Here is a 23,025-nt window from a genome sequence, read left to right as displayed (position 1 = left end):
TTATAAAAGTTTGGTCGACCTTTTCAAAGGTCGTGGGTGTGGGCAAAGCCCACAAATACTTTCCGTTTATGCAATCTGACGATAGCCAAACAGCTCGCTGTTTGGCGACTTGAACACAACGGCGTTAGCCTTAAAAAGCGATAGCAATGAGAAAAGAAATTCGTTATTTCATTAAAAAAAAATAGGTTTTTTTAATGGCTGTCGCCTGTTTTAACAAACTTGGTTTTAGCACGCAAACAGCGTGGCTGTTTGCGCCTGATAAATTGTTATATAGGGAAATATTATGGGCGCTGCCCCAACCCGCAATTTTTGAAAAAATTGAGTAAACTTTTTTGTTTTTGGGAGGATAATTTAGCGTTAGCTAAATTTCAATGCCCGACCGACACTCCGTTAAACCACAATTTATGGTGTTTATCTTATGTTTAAAATATAACTCAACATAGATTTATTTCTTTATTAAAATTATCACATAAAATTCAAATTAAATTTTATATAAGTTCGTTGAAATTTTGTTTATAATATTATATAATAAATGTATTATAAATAAGGAATTGATTTTATGTTTAAAAAAATTAAAACTACGTTAGCTTGTTGTTCTGCACTTATGATGCTTTGCGCAGTACCTCTAAATGCAAATGCGGCGGAAGAAGTGAAAATTAACGATGCTGCTTCTGTTGCTGTGGGGGACACATTTACATATTCAATGTATATTGCTGATGCATCAAAAGATGTAATGGGTATGCAGGCATATGTTTTTTATGATACAGATTACCTTGAAATTGACACTGATTCTATTAATTTTGATAATTTGAACGGTGTGATTTATAATGGAAATCTTGACGGATATATGACTTTTAATTTCTCTGATATATCAAATTATGCAAGCTTTTCATCCCGTACACAGCTTGTATCTATGAATTTTAAGGTTAAAAAATCCGGAAATACTAATGTTACATATTTTATTAAAGAAATGTATGACAGCGATATGAATACTCTTACTGCATATACCATAACCTATGATATTAAGTCAGACGGAGAAACTGTTGTGTCAGAAAAAACACCGATTGTTGAAGAAGCGGAAAAATATATAAATACTTACCAGGGAAATTTTATTAATTATATAGACGGTAAAGGAAATGATAATACAGATGAAAAAACGGACCATAAAGCTGTAATCGGCGAAAAAACAACAATGATGCCGCAAAATAACCAAGGCAATACGCAATATGTTGATGTGCAGAAATCGGGTTCGGGTGCATCGGTTACAACGATTGTAATCGTTTGCGGCTTGCTGCTGATAGGCGGAGCAATCGGCGGAGTTATGTATTTCAGACATAAAGAAAATACGAAAAACGGTTTGAATACTGATAGTGACAATATTGACAACGATATGACTTAAAGTGACGAACAGTTTTGACTGTTTATTGCAAAATTAAAAATTGTTTAAAAATTGTTTAAAAATTGTAACTGATTTTTGGTTATTATTACACCCTATAATCGACCTGTTTTTTTGAAAAAGCCTTGATTTTTTGAGCAAATTATTATATAATTGTTATACCGAGTATATCGGAAACATATTTTTATAGGAGGAAATTTCTAATGTCCAAGAAAATCATTAGTCTTATGTTGGCTATGGCTCTTTCTGCTTCAATGGTAGCAGTTGCAGCAGTTAGCGTTTCAGCTGACACAGACAGCGATGGTTACTATGTTCCTTCAGAGGGAACTGAAACATATAGATATTATTTCTATATGCCACAGAGATGGGAAAATGAGTTCACAACATCAACAGGTGCATACTGGTGGGAAGGCACAGATTTGTGCGAAACATGGCAGGATATGTATAAGGTTAAAGAAACTGAGAACGAAAACATTTTCTGTATTGATGTTCCAACGGATGTTCCTAAGCTCATCTTCAACAACTATGTTGACGGCGGTGCAGATCCAGAGGCTCCTCAGTACACAAAGGCTGCTCAGACATCAGATGTTACATGTGTAGACGATGATGGTGAAGAGGCTTGGGGTTACTGGCCTAAAACTGATGAAGACGATCCTAGTAACGAGCTTTATCCGGAAGGTGTCAGAAATTTCAATAACATGATTTATGTTATTGATGAAAACAGAATTGAAGAGAACCCACTCAACCAGAAGCTTACATGCGGCGGTCAGTGGTACTACTACTATGGTAACGGCGAATATGGTTACACACCTGTAAAGGGTGACGGCGCTGTTTACAACACAGAGTATATGTCATTTGAACAGGCACTTAAGGATAAAAGGGACGGTGTTAAACCAACACCAACAGAGCCTGACGCAACTGTAGCTACAACAGAGGCAGTTGAAACAACAGCTTCAGAGGAAGCTACAACAGCTCCTGCTCCTGTTTCAAAGCCTGCTCTTACAGTTTACGCTACATCAAACGTATTCCCAGAGGCTAAGGCTGTGTATGATAACTCAACAAAGCAGGTTACAGTTACTTACTACCTCGGTACAGACAGAGATCTTGTAAACCTTGAGTGGTACTTAACATTTGATAACACTGTTCTTGAGTACAAGAACGCTAACAACCTTGATTCATCAGGCAGAAAGCTCAACATTATGCCTCAGATCACACCAGCAGGCGGCGATGTATTCAATACAAAGCTCCCAGGTAAGATAAATTCTAACGCTTCTAGCCTTTCACTTTATCCGATTGATTCAACAAAGCCTTTCGTACAGGTTACATTCGATGTAATCGGCGAGCCTGAGAATGTTGAAACAACAATCAACCTCAATGTAAGAGTTCTTACAACAGGCGCACTTGATCCTGACAAAATGAGCCTTGATCCTAATTCTATGAACTCATTTGTAGTTGACTTCACAATTAAGGATCCAGCTCCACTTACATTCACAAACACAACTCTTACAGAGTCAACATATGTAGAGCCAACAGTTCCTGAAACAACAAAGGCTCCAGAGACAACAAAGGCACCTGAAACAACAAAGGCTCCTGAAACAACAAAGGCACCTGAGACAACAAAGGCTCCTGAAACAACAATAGCTCCTGCTTCAACACAGGCTACAGATGGTAGCAACACAACAATTGCTCCTGCAACTGAAGATGCTACATCATCGACAGGCGCAACAGTTAAGCCGGGCACAGCTGATACAGCTAATAACGGCAACAACACAACTAACAATGATAACGACACAGTTAAGACAGGTGACGCTACACTCGCAGTTGTAATTCTTACTCTTCTTGTTTCTGCTACAGGCGTAATGTTCGTCATTCGCAAGAGAGAGATGTTCTAATCTTAATTAGTAATAATTTAGATTTCTTTGGGCTGACCTGACAGGTCAGCCCATTTTTGATATTATGATTAAGAATAAATTTCAGAAAAATTGTGTAAATTATGGTTTGTAAAATTTTTTAACAAATAATTATAAAAGTTTGGTCAACCTTTTCAAAGGTTGTGGGTGTGGGCAAAGCCCACAAATACTTTCCGCTTACACAATCTGACGATAGCCAAACAGGGAGCTGTTTGGCGGCTTGAACGCAACGGCGAATGCCCTTAAATGCGATAGCAACAAAAAAGCCATTCGATATATAATGAAAAGTTAATTATTTCTTTTATAAAATGCTGTCGCCTGTTTTTCAAACTATGTGCAAGCACGCAAACAGCGTGGCTGTTTGCGTTTGATAAATCGTTATATCGGAAGATTTTTATGGGCACTGCCCAAACCCGCAATTTTTGAAAAAATTGAGTAAATTTTTTTGCCTTTGGGAGGATAATTTAGCGTTAGCTAAATTTCAATGCCCGACCGACACTCCGCTAAACCCAATTTATCAAGTTTAACCAAAATTTAGAACAGAAAAATACCCTATAAACTCATTTTAATATGTCTGATATTTACTTAAATTTATAACTTGTATTTTGTGCATTGACAATGAATTTTACTTATAATTCCTATAAATAATAATTTTGAAAAAAATTAAAAAAATAGCGTATTTATGAAGAATTTATCGTAAATATCAGTTGACAAAGCGCAAATACTTTTGTATAATAATCAATAGCGTTTTAATATGCGTTTATGCGGTCAAGAGGTGCAATTATGCTTTTTGAACTTAAAAGTGTCTTTCAAAATGAAGGCGAAGAAAAAACAATCAGCTATAAGCTGGATATAAGCAATATTGACATTGACGGCGTTTTTCCATTCAAAACACCGCTTGATATTACCGCAACAGCAGGAAACAGGGCATCACTTGTTGACCTTACTTTGCTTGTCAGCTTTGACTATGTTCGCAGCTGCGACAGATGTGGAGAAGAATTTACAAGGAAGATGAAGTACAAGTTTACTCATAAGCTTGCCCGTACTCTTGAAACTGACGGCAACGACGACTATATTGAAACACCTGATTTTGTGCTCGACCTTGATGAAACGGTTATTTCTGATGTGCTGTTGTCGCTTCCGCAGAAAAACCTCTGTAAAGAAGATTGTAAAGGACTGTGCAGTCAGTGCGGTCATAATCTTAATGAGGGTGAATGCGATTGTGATAAAAAGCAGGTTGACCCAAGGCTCGAGATTCTTAAACAACTTATGGATTGATATATGTTATTGTAAGGAGGTCTTTGTAATGGCAGTACCAAAGAGAAAAACTTCACACGCAAGAAAGAGTTCAAGACGTTCAACAGTTTGGAAGCTCAACGCTCCAACACTTGTAATTTGCCCTAACTGCGGTGAGTACAAGGCAGCTCACAGAGCTTGCGGCAACTGCGGTATGTATAACGGCAGACAGGTAATCGTAAAAGCTAACGAGAACTAATTACGGTACAAACATTATGGGCGGCAGAATTCTGTACGCCCTTTTGTTTTGCTCTGATACCTTGAATTTTTCGTGATTTTTGTGTAAAATAAGTGTGAGGTGAGTTCGTGGCTGTAAATATATTTGGTGTGACTGCTAACAGTCACGCAGACAGAGCAAAAATTAAAAGCGGTGAAATTCTGCTTAGTATTAACGGAAATATAATCGAAGATGTCCTCGATTACCGTTTTTATCAGGTAAACAGAGATTTGACACTCGAGATTAAAGATAAAAACGGCGAAATCAGAACAGTGCGTATTGTGAAAAGTGAATACGAGGAAATCGGTCTTGAGTTTGAAACTTATCTGATGGACGAGCAAAAGAGTTGCCGTAATAAGTGTATTTTCTGTTTTATAGACCAATTGCCTAAAGGTATGCGTGAATCACTTTATTTTAAAGACGATGACAGCAGACTTTCATTTTTGTTTGGTAATTACATTACGCTCACAAACCTTACACAGCACGAAATTGACAGAATCATAAAAATGCACATCAGCCCGATAAATGTGTCGGTTCACACTACGAATCCACAACTGCGCTGTAAGATGATGCATAACCGTTTTGCAGGTGATGCGTTAAGACATCTTGAAAGTTTTGCAAAGGCAGGAATCAGTCTTAACTGTCAGATTGTTGCTTGCCCCGGTATAAATGACGGTGATGAACTTATCCGTACTTTTACCGATCTTGAAAAACTTGGAGTTAATATGACCGCTGTCGTGCCTGTAGGACTTACAAAATACCGTCAAGGATTATATCCGCTTACGGAATACAATCAAGAAACTGCCGCACAGACGCTTGATATAATCGAAAAATTCGGTGATGAATGTGTTAAAAAGTACGGCAGAAGAATTTTTTATGCCGGCGATGAATTTTATATAAAGGCTAACAGACCGATTCCCGATCCTGATTTTTATGAGGGCTTTCCCGCCGTAGAAGACGGTATTGGTATGATTGCCTGTCTTAAAGAAGAAATTGAGTTTGCTGTGGAGGACAGCGAGTACAATGATGCATTGAATTATAAGGTGACTATGGCATGCGGCGAGGCTGTTGCACCTTATTTGAGAGATATGATGAAGATTATTGCAACAAAATTTCCGAATATAGAGATAAATGTTGTTGCAATTAAAAATAACTTTTTTGGCGGAGGAGTTAATGTGTCGGGTTTGGTCACAGGCGGTGACTTGATTGACCAGCTGAAAGACAAAGACCTTGGCGACAAACTTTTTATTCCGTCATCTATGCTTAGATTTGAAAATGACATTTTCCTTGATGATGTTTCGGTTGAAGATGTTGAGCGTGAGCTTAATATTTCTCTTGGAATTGTAAATAACAACGGTGACGAACTTGTAAGAGAAGTTATCACGGTAAAGGAATGATAGAAGAATGAATAAACCTGTAATTGCGATTGTAGGCAGACCGAATGTCGGTAAATCTACACTTTTTAATAAACTTATCGGTCAAAGACTTTCAATAGTCGATGATACACCGGGTGTTACCCGTGACCGTATTTACGGCGAGGTTGAATGGCTCGGCAAAAAAGCGTTTATAATTGACACAGGCGGTATTGAACCGAAATCCGACGATATTATTTTGTCGCAGATGCGCAGACAGGCACAACTTGCCATTGATACCGCAAATGTAATTATCCTTGTTACGGACGGCAAAACAGGTATGGTTGCCACAGATATGGATATTGCGCAGATGCTTATGAAATCAAACAAGCCGATTGTGCTTTGTGTAAATAAATGTGACGGAATCGGCGAACCGACTCCTGAATTTTATGAATTCTATAATCTCGGACTCGGAGATCCTATTCAGGTTTCATCTGTTCACGGACACGGCACGGGCGATTTGCTTGACAATGTGTTTGAACACCTTGATTTTACAGAGGACAGCGAGGATGACGGCACAGTAATTAATGTGGCTGTTATAGGCAAGCCAAATGCAGGTAAATCATCGCTCATTAATAAAATTACAAACGAGGAGCGCTGCATAGTTTCTGACATTGCGGGTACTACAAGAGATACCATTGACACAATGATTGAAAATAAGTACGGTAAATTTAACTTTACCGATACAGCAGGACTTCGTCGTCAGAATAAAATTTATGATGATATTGAAAAGTACAGTATTATCAGAGCAAAGATGGCTATTGAACGCAGTGATGTATGCGTTATTATGATTGACGCAGAGGCAGGCGTTACCGAGCAGGATACAAAGGTAGCAGGACTTGCTCACGAGGCAGGCAAGGCTTGTATTCTTGCGGTAAATAAATGGGATGCAATTGAGAAAAACGACAAGACAATGCAGGAGTTCAGGAAAAAACTTGATACAGACTTTGCATTTATGTCTTATGCTCCTAAGGTATTTATTTCTGCAAAGACAGGTCAGCGTATTGACAGGTTGTTTGAATTTATTGTAAGCTGTGCGGAGCAGTCTGCAAGAAGAATTACAACAGGTATGCTCAATGAATTGCTTGCACAGGCTACAACAAGAGTTCAGCCACCGTCTGATAAAGGCAAGAGATTAAAGATTTTTTATGTTACCCAGGCATCGGTTAAGCCGCCGACATTTATTTTCTTCTGTAATAACGCTCAATTATTCCACTTTTCTTATCAGCGCTATCTTGAAAACAGAATCAGAGAGGCATTCGGACTTGAGGGCACACCAATCAGAATTATTATCAGGGAGCGTGGCGAAAAGTAATGAATTTTTATTTATCGTTTTTAGCGTATAATTGTTGGAGAATTATAATTACTGCCGTTATAGCTTATCTTTTAGGCAGTGTGAATACAGCCGTTATAGTTACAAAGATTGTAACGGGCGGTAAGAAAGACATTCGTGAAATGGGCAGCGGTAATGCAGGATTTACAAATGTTCTGCGTTCCGTAGGAAAAGTGCCTGCAATTTTTACAATCGTATGTGACGCACTTAAGTGTGTGGTTGCGGTTATTATCGGCTGGTTGATTTTCTCGACTATTCCTGCAGACAGTCAGATTCTTTCAAATGAATTTGGCAACTGCGGCAAGTATATAGCCGGTATTTTTGCAATACTCGGACATTCGTATCCTGTTTATTTCCACTTTAAAGGCGGTAAAGGTGTTGTAACCGCTGCCGCTCTTATAGCAAGCGAGGATTGGAGAGTATTTATTGCGGTTATCGCAGCTTTCCTTATTGTTTTTGCTTGTTCAAAAATCATTTCGCTTTCGAGCATAACAGCGGCTGTACTTTACGGCCCATTTACATTCCTTGCAACATTCTTGTTTGATTATCCGAACGGATATTCTTTAGGCTATGTTATCTTGTCAACGGTTGCGGCATTGATTATCGGTATATTTGTTATTGTTAAGCATAAGGATAACATCAAAAGACTTATGCGTGGCGAAGAAAAGAAAATTACCGCAAAGAAAAAGACAAACGCTTGACGGACTTTTGCAAAAGTTGTAAAATAATGACGGATAATTTTATTGAAAGGTCGAATATTATGTCTGACTGTATTTTTTGTAAAATAGTTGACGGTTCTATTCCGTCTACAAAGGTTTATGAGGATGATAAAATCCTTGCATTCAAGGACTTAAATCCACAAGCACCTGTTCACACTCTTATTGTTCCGAAACAGCATATCTGCTGTGCTGATGAAATTACTGCCGATAACTGTGAGATAGTCGGTTACATATTCTCAAAAATTCCGGAGATTGCAAAATCACTTGGTCTTGAGAACGGCTATCGTATTGTTAATAACTGCGGTGAGGATGGCTGTCAGTCAGTAAAGCACTTGCACTTCCATTTACTCGGCGGCAAAAAGCTTGCTGAAAATATGGCTTAAGAGGTGAGTACGATGGTTACATATAAAATTACTATTGCAGGTCACGAGCGTGAACTTGAGCTTTTTCCTGTAAGTGATAAACTTGATATTGCAGCTTTTATTATGTTTGGCGATGTTGAAATTACCGAAGTATCTGCTAAAGAACTGTTAAAGATTTGCCCTGAACACGATGTTGTTGTTACGGCAGAGGCAAAAGGTATTCCTCTTTGCTATGAAATGGCAAGACAGGGCTGCAAAAATTATGTTGTTGCCCGTAAAGGCATTAAGGTTTATATGAGAAACCCTATTGAAGTAAATGTTAAGTCAATCACAACCGAGAATGAGCAAAAGCTTTATCTTGGCGAGGGTGACGCAAACTTTATTAGGGGCAAAAGAGTTTTGATTGTTGATGATGTTGTTTCAACAGGTCAGAGCCTTGAGGCAATTGAAGAGCTTGTTACTAAGGCCGGCGGAAATATAGTAGGTAAAGCGGCTGTGCTTGCCGAAGGTGACGCAAGAGGCAGAAAAGATATTATTTATCTTGAGGAATTGCCGCTGTTTTTTAAATAAAACTGATAAATAAGGATTGAATTTTATGAAACGACCGTTTGCATTGATTGGTATTACTTATCTTTCTGTGCAAGCGGCGCTTTTTTATTTAGAGTCGGATTTAGCAGCGGCAATATTAACCGCTGTGTGTTTTATCGGAACGATTGTTTCGCTCTTTATACTTAAAAATAGAAATTTACGGCATACGGTGCTTTGCTTTTGTTTGACAGCAGCATTTGCAAGTACGATTTTCAGCGGATATAATATATTTGTTAAACAGCCGATTGTAGATAAATATTCCGAAAGAGAAATATATGTGACGGCAACTGTATTTGAGCAACCCACGGTGCAGTACGATACTTACAGATATTTAATTGAAACCGATAGTATAAACGGAAAAATCGAAAAACTGAAAATCTGTCTTTCAACAATTAATGAATTAAATGTTGAAGAATTTGACAGAATAAGCTGTGTTTTGCCATTAAAAGAATGTACTAAAAGTCAGATGATTGCTGACGGTGCGTTTTTACAGGCATCTGTTAATAAAAACTTTGCTTATATTGTAAAAAATACCGATGACAAGCCTCTGTATTATCAAGCTTTAAAGATAAGAGAAAATTTTGCGGACAGTTTTGAACAAAATATGTCGCAGGATTGCGCATCACTGTGCAGAGCGGTTTTATTGGGAGAAAAAACCGCTTTATCGCAAGAAATTCAGAACGATTTTACCCGTTGCGGCGTAAGTTTTTTGATAGTTGTGTCGGGTATGCATCTTGCCATAATCAGCAGTTTTGTATTTTTGTGTATCAAGAAAATTATAAAAAACAGAGTTTTGCGTTCGATGATAATGCTTATATGCGCATTTTCATTTATGGCGGTAACAGGATTTGCACCGTCTGTTGTAAGAGCGGGAGTAATGCTTGCCGTAGTGTATTCGGGAAAAATGTTTATGCGCAAAGGAGATTCGCTCAATTCGCTCGGAATTGCGGCTTTAATTCTCACCGTACCCAATCCTACAGCTGTTGCCGATGTGGGTATGCTTTTATCTTTTACAGCAACGCTTGGAATAATATTGTGGGCAAGAAAAATTACAGTTTATATAATGGGCAAATTTGCAAAATTGAAAAGACTTAAAAAGCCCGTTGAATTTACAGTAAACTTATTTGCTGTTTCCGTTTCTGCCACTGTATGGACAATGCCGATTTCAGTGTTGATGTTTGGTAAAGTATCGGTATTTTCAATCTTGCTTTCCGTTATACTTTCGCCTGCGGTAAGCGTACTTGTAGCTTGTGCGTTGCTTGCGGTGATTCTTTACGGCTTTGGAATTGTAAGTATTATTGCTTATCCGCTTACCTTTGTATGTGAGCAGTTAAGTAAGTATGTAATTTTTATTGTCGGCACATTTTCGGATATTCCGTTTTCTTCGGTAAACGCACGAAAACCGTATTTTTACATTTGGCTTGCTCTTATTGCGGTTATGGTGATTGTCGGATATTTTGTTAAAAACAAAGCAAACTATGCCGTTAAGAGCACTGTTATTTCGCTGTGTGTTCTTGCACTCGGTTTTGCGGTTTACTCCGTAATTGATGTAAATACAACCGTCATTAATATTTACGCAACGGGAGGAAATACGGTTACGGTAAAGCGTGGAAAAAATTGCTCGGTTGTCAGCTGCGGCGGAGAAGCAACAAATGTATATTATGCCGTGTCTGATATTATGGAAGATACGACTTTGCTTGATTTTTTGATTGTGCCTTCGGATTCGGACGGAAGTTTGCTTTATGCCGATATTTTCCAAACAAAATTTGACGAATCGGATGTTTTGATATATGATAGTAAAGGTGAGAATGAAGATAACGGTAATGTAAAATATTTTACTGTAAATAAAAGTTTTACGCTTAATTTAAATTCGGAAACCAAAGATGAAGCAGTAAGCACGGAAAGCGGTGTGTACCAGTATATCAGCACCGAAAGCACCACTGTTTTGTTACTTGACGGTAATTGCAAGGCAGAAGATATTTTGGAAAAACACAGAAAAGCAGATTACATAATTACCGATAAAGACGGAGATAATTTGCAAGATATTTGCGGTAAAAAAATTATTACGAATACCTACGATGCAAACGCAAAAGATTGCGAAGATATGATTTTTGTACGGGACAAAAATCTGCAGATTGTTATTGATTGACGGAGGAAATATGGCTGTACTAACAGATAAACAGATGGACAAGCATATAAAAGAAAGAAATTTTGCAAAGGTGTATTTGATTTACGGCGAAGAGCAAATGTATGTAAAAAAATATACCGATAAGCTTGTTACGGCTGTAGCAGGTAAGACACCGTCAGAGTTTAATTTTCATTCATTTGGTGACAGCATTAATTTTGACGAGCTTGCCGCCTCTGTACAAATAGTCCCGTTTATGAGTGAATTTAACTGTGTTCTCGTAAGCGATGCGGCTTTCGATGAATTTAATGCAAATGATAACGCAAGGTTTGCAGATATATACAAGGCGGTGCCTGACGGTTGCGTATTTATAGTTTCTTTGCCGTCTGTAAAACCTGTTAAAAATAAAACCGTTTTGCCTGCATTAAAAAAATATGCCGATAAAAACGGAATCGTTTGCGAGTTCAATACTCTTACTCAAAACGAGCTTGTTAAGTTTATTGCAAAATGGGCGAATGCAAACGGAAAATTCATTTCACAGGTAAATGCCACACAACTTATTTCGCTTTGCGGTCGTGACCTTAATATGCTGAAAAATGAGATAGATAAAATTTCCGCATATGCAAAGGGAGAGGAAATCTCTGACGAAGACATAGAAAAACTTGCGACGGTTACACTTGAATCAAAGATTTTTGCGCTTTCGGACGCTGTGCTTAACGGCAATGCACAAAAAGCCTTTAATACGCTTGACACCTTATTTTATCAGCAGGAAAAGACGGCGGATATGCTTTTTATTTTATCGCAGGCTTTTATAGACGCATACAGAATCAGAGTTGCTGATGAAAGCGGCGTACAAAAAACGGAGGTTGCGAGTAAGTTTAATTATAAAAACAGAGCGTTTGTACTTGATAATGCAAGAAGGGCAACAAAGCGAGTTTCTACGCAGGCTTTAAGAAAATCGCTTAGTTTGCTTTTGCAGGCGGAAACCGAATTTAAAAGTGTTTCGGTAAATGACAGAGTGTTCTTTGAAAAACTGATTGCACAGCTTTTGCTGACCGCTGAGAGGGGAAGAGTTTAATTGCTGAAAATAAAAGAGGCAATAATAGTTGAGGGCAGATATGACAAAATAAAATTGAAAAATCTTGTAGACACAACGATTATCGAAACAAACGGTTTCCGTGTGTTTTCGGATAAAGAAAAGCAAATGCTTATCCGCAAAATAGCACAGACGAGGGGAATACTTGTATTTACTGACAGCGATTCCGCAGGCTTTGTTATAAGAAATTTTTTGCGTGGTACGGTTGACAAAAGTAAGATAAAGCATTGCTACATACCGCAGATAAACGGCAAGGAAAAGCGTAAGGCGCACGGTTCAAAAGAGGGCTTTCTTGGTGTTGAGGGAGTGAGCGATAATGTGATTATCAAGGCAATTCGCAAAAGCGGAGCTACAATAATCGGTGAAGATGAACAGGCAGACAGAGAAGAGGTAACAAAAGCCGACTTATACAGGCTCGGTCTTACCGGCAGGGAAAACTCCGAGAAATTAAGAAAAGCCTTGTTAAAGCACTTAGATATGCCGTCTTACCTTACTGCCAATGCTATGCTGTCGGCAATCAATTGCTTATATTCGCTTGATGAACTGAAAAATATAGTTAATGAATTGGAAATTTAATAATCAGAATTTAAATCACCGTTTTTGGACATAATAAAAACGGTGATTTTTTTGTTAAAGAGATTAAAATGTGATTGTATCCTGTTTTCAATCGGCGGAGTTGCTTATGCTTTGCTTGAAATATTGTGGCGGAGAAAAACGCACTGGACTATGGCGGTTACGGGTGGGAGCTGTTTCCTTGCTATTTTCAGAGTATATAAAAAGTTCCCGAAACTTTGCCTGCGCAGTAAGTGCCTTATCGGCGGAGCGATTATTACATTTATGGAGGGCATATGCGGTTTTATTGTAAATGTAAAGTGCAAGCTCAATGTTTGGGATTACAGTAACTGCACCTTGAATTTTAAAGGACAGATCTGCCCGTTTTACAGTATGCTCTGGATTCTTTTGTGTATTCCGATAAGCGGTATATGCAAATTGCTTTGTAAAAACAAAAAAATTATTTAGCAGTCACTTTAGCGTCATTATGAGTATTTATAATAAACCTGTAAAATAAATTTGGAGGAATTATTATGGAAATACTCAAAGTTGAAAATCTTGTAAAAACCTACGGAGAGGGAGATAATATTGTAAATGCGGTTGACAATATTTCTTTGTCTGTAAATAAGGGCGAATTTGTTGCTATAGTAGGCGCAAGCGGCAGCGGAAAATCAACGCTTTTGCATTTGCTCGGCGGTGTTGACAGACCGACAAGCGGCAAAATTTATATAGACGGAAACGAAATAAATAATATGAATAATGATAAACTTGCTATTTTCAGACGCAGGCAGATTGGAATTGTGTATCAGTTCTATAATCTTATTCCGATTCTTACGGTGGAAGAAAATATCTCTCTTCCGTGTGACCTTGACGGTAACAGACCCGACAAAGAGAGAATGGATTTGATTTTAAAGTCTTTCGGACTTTTTGAAAGAAAAAATCATCTGCCAAACGAGCTTTCGGGCGGTCAGCAACAGAGAACCTCGATTGCAAGAGCTTTAATAAATAATCCGGCTATTCTGCTTGCTGACGAGCCGACAGGTAACCTTGATTCAAAATCCACAGAAGAAATTATGAGTATTTTGAAAATGTCTAACCGTGACTTTAATCAGACAATAATTATGATTACGCACAATCTTGAAATTGCAAAGGAAGCCGACAGAATTATTACAATTCAGGACGGCAAAATTTTAAGGGAGGCGTAAGGCTTGAAGATACTGAATAAACTTACTGTTAAAAATTTAAAGTTGAATAAAAGCCGTACGATTGTTACGATTATCGGTATTATGCTTTCGTGCGCTTTGATTATGGTTGTTGCCGGTATGGCGGCAAGCGCACAACAGACAATGGTAAACTTACAAATTAATATTACGGGTAATTATGATTTATTTGTAAAAGGAGCAAACAAAAAAATTATTGACAATGCGCAGGCAAACAGAAATGTAAAGGACATTTATATAAAACAAAATCTCGGTTGCGCATATCTGCCGCAGGCGAAATTTGACACAAAGCCGTACATAAATGTGGTCGCATTTAACGAAAAATCATTTACAGACTGCTTTAATGTTACACTTAAAGAGGGCAGACTTCCGCAAAACGGAAACGAACTTGTGCTTTCGCAGAGTGTAATTGAGAACAGCAGAGCGGAATTTAAAATAGGCGATACAATTACACTTGACTTAGACAAAAGAGTTTATGTATCGGGTGCGGAAATACCGTTAAACGATACCGAACATTTTATTGACGAAAATGGTTTGGAAAAACTTGTCGATACTCATAAAAAGACTTACACTGTTGTAGGTGTGTTTAATAAGGTTTCTTCATCATATTTTGCGGCAGACAGCAATTCTGCGAGCAGTTCCGCTTTCACTTTAGCTGAAGAAAATGCCGATATAAATGATTTGTTTATAAGCTTTACATCAGACGGTGAAAAAAATTATATTACAACGAGCGGTGAAATTTTAAATTTAACGGGTGACGATTTTGAGAGTTTAAAAAATAATTTTGAAGTTTATCTTGAAAACGGTGATTTTGATGAGGCGAGTATAAACAAAGATTTGCTGAGATACAAAGGCTTTGCGCTAAGTGACGAGTATATGAGAATGCTTTTATCATTAGCTGTAATAATTATTGTAATTATTGCAATTTCAAGTATTTTTGTTATCCGCAACAGCTTTGCAATTTCAATTACCGAAAAAACAAAGTTGTACGGTATGCTTGCTTCAATCGGTGCTACATCAAAGCAGATAAGGCATAATGTGCTTTTTGAGGGCTTTGTGCTTGGCATAATCGGTATTCCGGCAGGCATTTTGCTTGGCGTAGGTGTAATTGCGCTGCTTGTGGTAATTTTGAACGCATTGCTCGAAAATATGCTGAACGGAATCTCATTTGTTTATGCTGTTCCATGGTGGGTAGCGGTTATTTCTGCTGTAATGTCAGCGGTTATTATTCTGTTTTCTACGCTTTCATCGGCTTTCAGAGCCTCAAGAATTGCTCCGATTACCGCAATCAGAGGCAACAACGACATTAAGATTAATAAAAAGAAAAGCTATAAATCACCGAAATTTATTAAAAAGCTGTTTGGTGTGGGCGGAGAAATTGCCTATAAAAACCTTAAACGCAGTAAAAAGAAGTACCGCACTACTGTAATTTCTATTATTATAACAGTTGCAATGTTTATTTCAATTTCCACCTTTATTGAGTACGGATTAAAAATTGCAGGTGATCACTTTAAGGATATTTCTTACAATATTACTGTACATGCAAACGATAAGCTGTCATATGATGAATACGAAAATGTTTACAAAAGAATCATTGCTGATACGGATATAAATTCAAGCATAAAAGCCTGTGAAAATTATTATGGCAATATAGTGGGGCTTACCGATTATTATACGGAGGATGCCAAAGCGGCAGAGTTATCGGGCGGCGATTTAGCGTATGTGTTTGGTGTGGATAATAAGAGCTTTAAGGAGTATGTAACCGCACTTGGATATAATTATGATGATGTCAAGGATAAAGCACTTATTACGAATGATTTTAAATACTACAATTCGGATAATATTCTTATCAAGGGTAAGGAATTTGACTTGCCTATGAACACTGTTGTAAAGTTGTATCCTAACGGAACCCCGTCATATACTGAGGATGATATTAAAGAAATTCAGAAAACAGATCCTGATTTTGTATATAATCCGGATGATTATAAGTCTGTTGACCTTGTTATATATGATACAATTAATAAGGAAGTGCCGGGGTCTATAGTTTCAAGTATTATGAGTACCCTAAATGAGGGAAGTGTGCTTGTAAGTGAGGATTATTTTAAAAAGCTGTTTGCCGAGGATAATGACTATACAACAGGAGTCATTGTTATTGATTCGGCTGACCCTGTAAATACGGTAGAATATATAAATAATCTTGATATAGAAAATCTTGATGTTTTTAATATTAACGAGCAAAAAGAACAGATGAATGCCATTGTGCTTATTATTGCAATCTTTGCTTACGGTTTTATTATTGTAATTTCACTTATCGGTATAACAAATGTATTTAACACAATCAATACCAATATGCGTTTGCGCAGTAAGGAATTTGCGATGCTCAAGTCTATCGGTATGACAAAGAAAGAATTTAACAGAATGATAAGACTTGAAAGTTTGTTCTACGGTTTAAAATCCTTGCTTATCGGTGTTCCGCTCGGATTGCTCGGAGGTTATGCTATATTTAAGGCTACGGGAAATACCATTATGCTTAACTATTCATTCCCGACTATGGCTGTACTCATAAGCATAGTGTTCGTATTCTTTGTTGTATGGCTTATTATGAAAATTTCTATCAGCAAAGTGAATAAACAGAATATAATTGAAACCATACGCAACGATAATATTTGACATATCGGCTTACAGGGTGATATAATCACAAAAGAAGGGAAGTGTTAGTATGAAGATACTGCTTGTTGAGGATAACAAAAGCATAATAAAAGGACTTGAGTATGCATTTGCACAGAACGGCTACAGTTGTGAATACTGTCTTAGTTTAGACGAGGCTGTACGAAAAGCACCTTTTAATTATGATGCAGCAGTGCTTGATATAATGCTTCCCGACGGAAACGGCTTTGATTTGTTTAAAAAAATTCGCAGATATTCCGATTTGCCTGTAATTTTTCTTACCGCTGTTGATGATGAAGACAGTGTAGTAAACGGACTTGAACTTGGTGCGGACGATTACATAACAAAGCCTTTTTCTACAAGAGAACTTATTGCACGCATAAAGCGAGTGGCGAATAAAAACAGTAAAAAGAACATAATTACAGTATCGGGCGTTACGCTTGATTTGGATAAATCGGCGGTGTTTGAAAACGGAAAACAGCTTGAACTTACCGCACTTGAATACAAATTACTGTCGTTGCTGATGCAGAATGTCGGCAAGGTGGTAACGAGAGAACTTATATTTGAAAAAATATGGGATGTATCGGGCAACTTTGTAAATGACAATACGCTTACCGTATATATCAAGAGAATACGCAAAAAACTTGATGCGGATATTATAAAGACGGTTAAGGGCTTGGGTTATCAGGTTGCGGAGGTCAGCAAATGAAAAATGCTCAAAAGTTTGTATGTGCGGGTCTTGCGGTAACAATTGTATTTTGTGTAATATCAGCTGTTTTTACTTTTATCGGTCTTGAGAATATAAGAAAAACAAGTAACGATACCATAAATCAGCTTGTAAATATACTGCTTGAAAAATACCCTGATGTCAGCGAAAAAGAAGTAGCCGAAATACTTAATAATAAAACCGAATATACGGATAATTCGGAATTTTTAAATAAGTACGGAATTTACCCCGAAAAGGATTGGGTTTCGTACAACAATCAAGGCTCGTATAAATATGTAGTTATTTCGGCAATTATTTGCTTAGCCTTTGGCATTGCTTTTATAGTGATATTTTTATTATATTTAAAAATGCAAAAGCAACAGACTATGGAAATAGCAAAGCGGATTGAACGCATTAACCTTGGCGATTATTCATTGCAGATTGACGAGAACAACGAGGACGAGCTTTCTCTGCTTGATAATCAGATTTATCGTACAACCGTAAAATTCAGAGAGCAGGCGGAAAATTCAAGGAAAGACAAGGAAAACCTGCAAAAATCATTGTCGGATATATCACATCAGCTCAAAACTCCGCTCACTTCAATAATTGTTATGGTGGAGAATATTTTAGATGATGACGATATGCCGCTTGAAATCAGGCGTGAATTTTTAAATGATATTAAGCACAACACGAATACTATTTCTTTTTTGGTGCAAAGTCTTCTTAAGTTATCAAAACTTGACGCAGAGGCGGTTAAATTCAGATATGAGCAGGTTGAGGTGAAAAGCATTGTTGATGAATGTATTAAAAATACCGCTGTAATGGCTGAAATTTTGGGTGTAAGACTTGAAACCGACTGCAATGACATAATTCTTAATTGCGACAGAAAATGGCTTTGTGAGGCTATTACGAACATAATTAAAAACTGTATTGAACACTCGCACAACGGAAACATAAAAATAACCGCTGAGCAAAATAAACTTTATACGAAAATCAGTATAAAGGATAACGGCAGCGGTATAGATAAAGAAGATTTGCCGCACATATTTGAGAGATTTTATAAGGGCAAAAATTCAAGTGATGACAGTGTGGGCATAGGACTTGCCCTTGCAAAGTCGATTATTGAAAAGCAAGGCGGATACATAAGTGTATCGTCTGAACTTAATAAAGGCAGTGAATTTGTAATAAAATTCTTCAACAACTGAATATCAACAAAAAACAGGTTGCCGCTTAATTGCGACAACCTGTTTTTGTATCTTAGATTTCAATGCTTTTGATTGAATCAAACTCGTCCTGAATTTCTTTTGAAGGTTTCTTTGCTATAAGAGAAACTATAATATTTACGATAAGCGCAAGCGCAAAACCTAAAACAAGAGAATAAAGATTTGTTGCTTTGTAAAGAGTTGCACCGTTTACGAGCGGTAAATAGTCCCATACAATAACTGTAAGTGCGCCTGTTGCCATACCGCTGATTGCACCTGCAAGTGTTGAGCGTTTCCAGAATAACGCAAGAAGTACAACCGGACCGAAAGCAGAGCCAAAACCTGCCCATGCGTCAGAAACAAGTCCCATAATACTTGAGTTAGGATTAATGGCAATTACAAAGCCGATAATTGCAACAACAACTACCGCAACCTTACCGATGTTAAGAGCACTTTTCTCTGTAGCGTTTTTCTTAACGCCTTTGTAAATATCCTCTGATACGGCAGATGCGGTAACAAGGAGCTGGCTGTCGGCTGTTGACATAATAGCGGCAAGAATACCGCAAAGGAATATACCGCCGATGAATATCATTATTCCGTTATCGGAGAAGATCTGCTGAATAAGTCTGATGAATACTGTTTCGCTTGCTGTAGCGTCAAGGTTTTCGATAAGGTAACCTCTTGCAACAATTCCGATAAGGCAAGATGCGGCAAGTGAAATGATAACCCATACGATAGCAATTTTTCTTGACTTTTTGATTTCAGAGTCACTTTTTACCGCCATAAATCTTATAAGAATGTGTGGCATACCAAAGTAACCGAGTCCCCATGCAAGGTTAGAAATAATGGAAACGGCAGAAACATTTGAACCGTCATCATTTTTAAAGAAGTTAAGGTAATTATCCGGGTTTGTTACACCGCTGTCGATAAGTGACTGTGAGAAACTGTTGTTATATGTAAGAGCTACATAAGCGATTATCGGAACCGCCATAATGGCAACAAGCATTAAAAGTCCCTGTATAAAGTCAGTGTAGCAAACAGCCTTAAATCCGCCGAGAAATGTATAAACAAGAATTACAATTACAGCAACTATAAGACCGATTGTATATACAGTGTTGTAGTTTTCGGCGTTGCCGAAAAGTGTAGCGAAAAGCTTTGCGCCCGAACTGAATGCCGAGGCTGTATATACTGTGAAGAATATTGCAATAATAATGGCAGATACCATTTTTATTACGCCCTTATCGTCACGGTAACGGTTCTGGAAAAAGCTCGGAATTGTAAGTGAGTTTCCTGCAACGATTGTATATTTTCTTAATCGTGCCGAAACAATGTACCAGTTGAGTATAGTACCGATCAAAAGTCCGACTGCTATCCATACCTCACCTGTTCCCGCAAGGTAAACCGAACCCGGAAGTCCCATAAGCAGCCAACCGCTCATATCGGAAGCCTGTGCAGAGAGTGCAGCGGTCCAGCCGCCAAGATTTCGTCCGCCGAGGAAATAGTCCTCGTTGTTCTTTGTGCCCTTAGACGATACAAAGCCAATAATTATCATAATGACCATATATGCCGCAAAGGAGCATAAAACTATTATATTTGCTGTACTCATATTTTCCTCCTCTATTTTGTTATTAAACACAAATACTCTTTAATAGTACCAAATTTCAGCAAAAAAATCAAGTAAATTCAATGTTGTAGCAGATTTATACAATAAAATATTTTTATATAATTGTATATTTATTACAGCAGAGCCAATAATAACAACGGAGGTGCTATTTATGAGCGAAAATAACAGCAGAAAGAAAAAGAGCAGATATGAAAAGGCAGGATTCTATACTGCGCTTTCTATCTGCTTAATAGCCGTAACTATGGCAGTGTATTCAACATATAATACTATATCGGGAGCAAAAGAACCTACGGAGCAACCCACCACCACGGCAGTGGAGGTAAATAATCAGGTGACAGGTATAACGGAGATTGCAGAGGAAACTACATTTCCTAAAGTTGCAAATGAAATAACTGTTCCTACAATATCGGTTACAATTCCCCCTTACACCGAACCTACCGAGCAGGACACAACAAGAAATGCCTTACAAACTATGCTTTCAACCGATTTAACTCTAAGTTATCCGCTAAATCAGAAAAACATTATAAGAGAATACAGCGAGAAAACAGTGTATTATAAAAGTCTTAATGTATGGAAATCGCATCTCGGAGTGGATTTTGCAGGCGAGCTTGATGATGAGGTAACCGCAATGACAGGCGGAGCGGTAATAAAGGTTGACGAGGATAAACTGTACGGAAAAACGGTAGAGATTGCAACCGATAATGCCGTAGTTATTTACAGCGGATTAAACGGAATAACCGTAAAAGAAGGCGATTCGGTAGAAAACGGACAGAAAATCGGTGTAATAGGTGCAGTTCCTTGTGAAGTACACGACAAAAATCATATTCATGTTGCCGTTAAGATAGACAGACAATTTGCAGACCCGCTTTCATTTATCAGCAATGGGGAATAAAATCTCCGTTTTTATCATAGATATAATTATAGCACGCCCTCGTATCGTTTCAGGGGCAAACAAAAAAGTGATGGTTGATTTCAGCCATCACTTTTATCTTATTCGTATTCACGATTTACAATTTTACAAAGTACGGTTATCTTTCGCTCTGATGCCATTCTTCATTGCCAAAGATAAAATCATCAATATCCATTACAATAATTCTCATAAAAACACCTCCTATATTATAGTAAACAATACCATTATATTCAGGAAGTGCAGGAATTATACAGGATTACTTGTTAATAATATTTAAGTATTCACAAATAATGTCAACTGCCTGCTCGGTAGAAAGAGCTGTACTGTTAATGCACAAATCATAGTTATCTGCCAAGCCCCACTTTTTTCCTGAATAGAAACTGTAGTAGTTTGCTCTGTTTTTGTCTGCTTTTAATACTGCCTGCTTTGCACGAGCGGGATCAATACTTTGTCTTTCGACTGCTCTCTTAGTTCTTACATCAATGTCAGCATAGATATAAATTTTAGCGAGGTTTTGGTGATCCTTCAAAACATAATCCGCACATCTGCCAACGAATACGCATGGACCTTTATTGGCAAGCTGCTTGATAATCTTGTGCTGTAAAATGTAGAGCTTGTCATTAACAGGTAAATCACCCATAGATGAAAAACCGTTACCGTAATTATAAAGTCCTAATGAAAGAGAGTACAAAAGGCTGTTTGTAGCCTTCTCATCAACATTTTCAAATACTTCAGGACTAATTCCGCTCTCTTTAGCTGCTAAAGATATAAGCTCCTTATCATAGAATGGAATGCCAAGGCGTTCTGAAAGAGCCTTTCCTATGTTGTGACCGCCTGAACCGTACTGTCTTGTAATTGTAATAATGTTATTGCAGCTCATATCATAACCTCCGGTGCAAAGAAATGTATGGAAAAGTAACTTGTATTACTTACTCTATACATATATATAATATCATAATTTTTTAAAAAATCAAATGAATTATACAATTTTTACAAAATTTGTGTAATCAATATAAATTGATTTGAGTTGCTTTGTGCACTATTACCATATAGCACATAAGAAATATATTGAGTTTGTACGAAGTCTGTCTGATATATAAACTATACAGTTGAAATAAGTAATTGACTGTAATACAGTTATTTATCAATATAAGACTTTATCTTAAGATTACATATATACTATTAAAGATAAAAGTAATTTTTGAAATTAAATCAGTTTTAAATTTAATAATCGTGATACTTGATTTTATTAGATATATATGTGAGAGAGTATTATTTCAGACTAAAAATAGTATATTCCATATATGTAAACACTATATATTGAGTTTATAAGGATAAAGTAAAAATTATTTAAAATTTTTTGAAAAAAATTGAAAAAAGGGGTTGCAATTTGTAAAAAGGGGTGATATAATAACAAAGTCGCTTGAGGAAAGCAAAAAAACAACAGAAAAGTTTGAAAGCACTGTGTAAAGCTTTTAAAAAGTTTTGAAAAAAGTGTTGACAAACAAAAATAAGTGTGATATAATGGTTCACGCACTGTTGAGAGAGGTTCGGTAAGAACCGACAAAAAACTTTCCAAAAAGTGCGTAGGACCTTGAAAATTAAACAACGAGAAAGATAAAGGAACCCGTAATACTTTGAGGATACTCAAAGATTTACAGTGAGATGCACACAACAAAGCATCAGAAAT

Annotated in this window: 20 protein-coding genes; 18 read left to right on the top strand and 2 right to left on the bottom strand. The window is 37.2% G+C overall.

Features of this window, described 5'->3' with window-relative positions; genetic code table 11:
- Positions 1 to 559: 559 nt before the first annotated feature.
- The 17 genes from I2E21_RS11090 to I2E21_RS11010 all read left to right on the top strand — a co-directional run bounded on the left by I2E21_RS11090 (position 560) and on the right by I2E21_RS11010 (position 18,804).
- Entirely contained in the window at positions 560 to 1,399 is an 840-nt protein-coding gene (locus tag I2E21_RS11090; RefSeq protein ID WP_195411371.1) for a cohesin domain-containing protein, read from the top strand.
- Between the two features lie 200 nt (positions 1,400 to 1,599).
- Positions 1,600 to 3,288 carry a hypothetical protein gene (locus I2E21_RS11085; RefSeq protein WP_195411370.1) on the top strand — a complete coding sequence of 563 codons (1,689 nt, stop codon included), beginning with the start codon at positions 1,600 to 1,602 and terminating at the stop codon, positions 3,286 to 3,288.
- 801 nt (positions 3,289 to 4,089) lie between these two features.
- Positions 4,090 to 4,584 (top strand): DUF177 domain-containing protein, encoded by a 495-nt coding sequence (locus I2E21_RS11080; RefSeq protein WP_022234846.1) that lies wholly within the window; start codon positions 4,090 to 4,092, stop codon positions 4,582 to 4,584.
- 28 nt (positions 4,585 to 4,612) lie between these two features.
- Positions 4,613 to 4,801 (top strand): 50S ribosomal protein L32, encoded by a 189-nt coding sequence (rpmF, locus tag I2E21_RS11075; protein WP_022234847.1) that lies wholly within the window; start codon positions 4,613 to 4,615, stop codon positions 4,799 to 4,801.
- Positions 4,802 to 4,908: 107 nt separating this feature from the next.
- Entirely contained in the window at positions 4,909 to 6,216 is a 1,308-nt protein-coding gene (locus I2E21_RS11070; RefSeq protein WP_195411369.1) for a DUF512 domain-containing protein, read from the top strand.
- A 7-nt stretch (positions 6,217 to 6,223) separates the two neighbouring features.
- Positions 6,224 to 7,546 carry a ribosome biogenesis GTPase Der gene (der, locus tag I2E21_RS11065; RefSeq protein WP_178586178.1) on the top strand — a complete coding sequence of 441 codons (1,323 nt, stop codon included), beginning with the start codon at positions 6,224 to 6,226 and terminating at the stop codon, positions 7,544 to 7,546.
- On the top strand, positions 7,546 to 8,265 hold the full coding sequence (gene plsY / locus I2E21_RS11060; RefSeq protein WP_195411368.1) for a glycerol-3-phosphate 1-O-acyltransferase PlsY: 720 nt from the start codon (positions 7,546 to 7,548) through the stop codon (positions 8,263 to 8,265). Before der ends, plsY begins: the two co-directional genes overlap by 1 nt.
- 59 nt (positions 8,266 to 8,324) lie before the next feature.
- A complete protein-coding gene (locus I2E21_RS11055; RefSeq protein ID WP_195411367.1) occupies positions 8,325 to 8,666 on the top strand; it encodes a histidine triad nucleotide-binding protein in 342 nt (113 codons plus the stop codon).
- A 12-nt stretch (positions 8,667 to 8,678) separates the two neighbouring features.
- The gene (locus I2E21_RS11050) at positions 8,679 to 9,215 is read left to right on the top strand and encodes a phosphoribosyltransferase family protein (RefSeq protein WP_195411366.1); all 537 of its coding nucleotides are present in this window, start codon (positions 8,679 to 8,681) and stop codon (positions 9,213 to 9,215) included.
- A 25-nt stretch (positions 9,216 to 9,240) separates the two neighbouring features.
- Positions 9,241 to 11,382 carry a ComEC/Rec2 family competence protein gene (locus tag I2E21_RS11045; RefSeq protein ID WP_195411365.1) on the top strand — a complete coding sequence of 714 codons (2,142 nt, stop codon included), beginning with the start codon at positions 9,241 to 9,243 and terminating at the stop codon, positions 11,380 to 11,382.
- A 10-nt stretch (positions 11,383 to 11,392) separates the two neighbouring features.
- The gene (holA, locus tag I2E21_RS11040; protein WP_186935931.1) at positions 11,393 to 12,436 is read left to right on the top strand and encodes a DNA polymerase III subunit delta; all 1,044 of its coding nucleotides are present in this window, start codon (positions 11,393 to 11,395) and stop codon (positions 12,434 to 12,436) included.
- Positions 12,437 to 13,030: a DUF4093 domain-containing protein gene (locus tag I2E21_RS11035; protein WP_195411364.1), complete on the top strand. Its 594-nt coding sequence runs from the start codon at positions 12,437 to 12,439 to the stop codon at positions 13,028 to 13,030.
- A gap of 51 nt (positions 13,031 to 13,081) precedes the next feature.
- A complete protein-coding gene (locus I2E21_RS11030; protein ID WP_195411363.1) occupies positions 13,082 to 13,474 on the top strand; it encodes a hypothetical protein in 393 nt (130 codons plus the stop codon).
- A gap of 65 nt (positions 13,475 to 13,539) precedes the next feature.
- Positions 13,540 to 14,211, top strand: a complete 672-nt coding sequence (locus tag I2E21_RS11025) for an ABC transporter ATP-binding protein (RefSeq protein WP_022234856.1) — start codon at positions 13,540 to 13,542, stop codon at positions 14,209 to 14,211.
- Positions 14,212 to 14,214: 3 nt separating this feature from the next.
- Positions 14,215 to 16,896, top strand: coding sequence for an FtsX-like permease family protein (locus I2E21_RS11020; RefSeq protein WP_195411362.1), 2,682 nt, complete (start codon positions 14,215 to 14,217; stop codon positions 16,894 to 16,896).
- A 49-nt stretch (positions 16,897 to 16,945) separates the two neighbouring features.
- The gene (locus tag I2E21_RS11015) at positions 16,946 to 17,602 is read left to right on the top strand and encodes a response regulator transcription factor (protein ID WP_195411361.1); all 657 of its coding nucleotides are present in this window, start codon (positions 16,946 to 16,948) and stop codon (positions 17,600 to 17,602) included.
- Positions 17,599 to 18,804: a HAMP domain-containing sensor histidine kinase gene (locus tag I2E21_RS11010; RefSeq protein ID WP_195411360.1), complete on the top strand. Its 1,206-nt coding sequence runs from the start codon at positions 17,599 to 17,601 to the stop codon at positions 18,802 to 18,804. The genes I2E21_RS11015 and I2E21_RS11010 overlap by 4 nt, the downstream gene beginning before the upstream one ends.
- A 52-nt stretch (positions 18,805 to 18,856) precedes the next feature.
- Here I2E21_RS11010 and putP read toward each other — a convergent pair whose 3' ends face one another.
- Positions 18,857 to 20,407 (bottom strand): sodium/proline symporter PutP, encoded by a 1,551-nt coding sequence (gene putP / locus I2E21_RS11005; protein ID WP_195411359.1) that lies wholly within the window; start codon positions 20,405 to 20,407, stop codon positions 18,857 to 18,859.
- A 169-nt stretch (positions 20,408 to 20,576) separates the two neighbouring features.
- On the opposite strand from putP, the gene I2E21_RS11000 reads away from it, so the two are divergent.
- Positions 20,577 to 21,317 (top strand): M23 family metallopeptidase, encoded by a 741-nt coding sequence (locus I2E21_RS11000; RefSeq protein WP_195411358.1) that lies wholly within the window; start codon positions 20,577 to 20,579, stop codon positions 21,315 to 21,317.
- A gap of 274 nt (positions 21,318 to 21,591) precedes the next feature.
- Here the strand turns inward: I2E21_RS11000 and I2E21_RS10995 are convergent, their stop codons facing one another.
- The gene (locus I2E21_RS10995) at positions 21,592 to 22,215 is read right to left on the bottom strand and encodes a cytidylate kinase-like family protein (RefSeq protein ID WP_195411357.1); all 624 of its coding nucleotides are present in this window, start codon (positions 22,213 to 22,215) and stop codon (positions 21,592 to 21,594) included.
- Positions 22,216 to 23,025 lie beyond the last annotated feature (810 nt).

The organism is Ruminococcus sp. BSD2780120874_150323_B10 (genome assembly GCF_015553695.1).
GTDB classification, from domain to species: domain Bacteria; phylum Bacillota; class Clostridia; order Oscillospirales; family Acutalibacteraceae; genus Ruminococcoides; species Ruminococcoides intestinale_A.
Note: the sequence above shows the minus strand (reverse complement) of the source record. Positions and strands in the feature narration are given on the sequence as shown.

Coding starts and splice junctions, on each gene's coding strand:
- I2E21_RS11000 (WP_195411358.1), top strand. CDS start 20,577: ATGAGCGAAAATAACAGCAGAAAGAAAAAGAGCAGATATGAAAAGGCA.
- I2E21_RS11015 (WP_195411361.1), top strand. CDS start 16,946: ATGAAGATACTGCTTGTTGAGGATAACAAAAGCATAATAAAAGGACTT.
- I2E21_RS11045 (WP_195411365.1), top strand. CDS start 9,241: ATGAAACGACCGTTTGCATTGATTGGTATTACTTATCTTTCTGTGCAA.
- I2E21_RS11055 (WP_195411367.1), top strand. CDS start 8,325: ATGTCTGACTGTATTTTTTGTAAAATAGTTGACGGTTCTATTCCGTCT.
- plsY (WP_195411368.1), top strand. CDS start 7,546: ATGAATTTTTATTTATCGTTTTTAGCGTATAATTGTTGGAGAATTATA.
- der (WP_178586178.1), top strand. CDS start 6,224: ATGAATAAACCTGTAATTGCGATTGTAGGCAGACCGAATGTCGGTAAA.
- rpmF (WP_022234847.1), top strand. CDS start 4,613: ATGGCAGTACCAAAGAGAAAAACTTCACACGCAAGAAAGAGTTCAAGA.
- I2E21_RS11050 (WP_195411366.1), top strand. CDS start 8,679: ATGGTTACATATAAAATTACTATTGCAGGTCACGAGCGTGAACTTGAG.
- I2E21_RS11085 (WP_195411370.1), top strand. CDS start 1,600: ATGTCCAAGAAAATCATTAGTCTTATGTTGGCTATGGCTCTTTCTGCT.
- I2E21_RS11090 (WP_195411371.1), top strand. CDS start 560: ATGTTTAAAAAAATTAAAACTACGTTAGCTTGTTGTTCTGCACTTATG.
- holA (WP_186935931.1), top strand. CDS start 11,393: ATGGCTGTACTAACAGATAAACAGATGGACAAGCATATAAAAGAAAGA.
- I2E21_RS11010 (WP_195411360.1), top strand. CDS start 17,599: ATGAAAAATGCTCAAAAGTTTGTATGTGCGGGTCTTGCGGTAACAATT.
- I2E21_RS11025 (WP_022234856.1), top strand. CDS start 13,540: ATGGAAATACTCAAAGTTGAAAATCTTGTAAAAACCTACGGAGAGGGA.
- I2E21_RS10995 (WP_195411357.1), bottom strand. CDS start 22,215: ATGAGCTGCAATAACATTATTACAATTACAAGACAGTACGGTTCAGGC.
- putP (WP_195411359.1), bottom strand. CDS start 20,407: ATGAGTACAGCAAATATAATAGTTTTATGCTCCTTTGCGGCATATATG.
- I2E21_RS11080 (WP_022234846.1), top strand. CDS start 4,090: ATGCTTTTTGAACTTAAAAGTGTCTTTCAAAATGAAGGCGAAGAAAAA.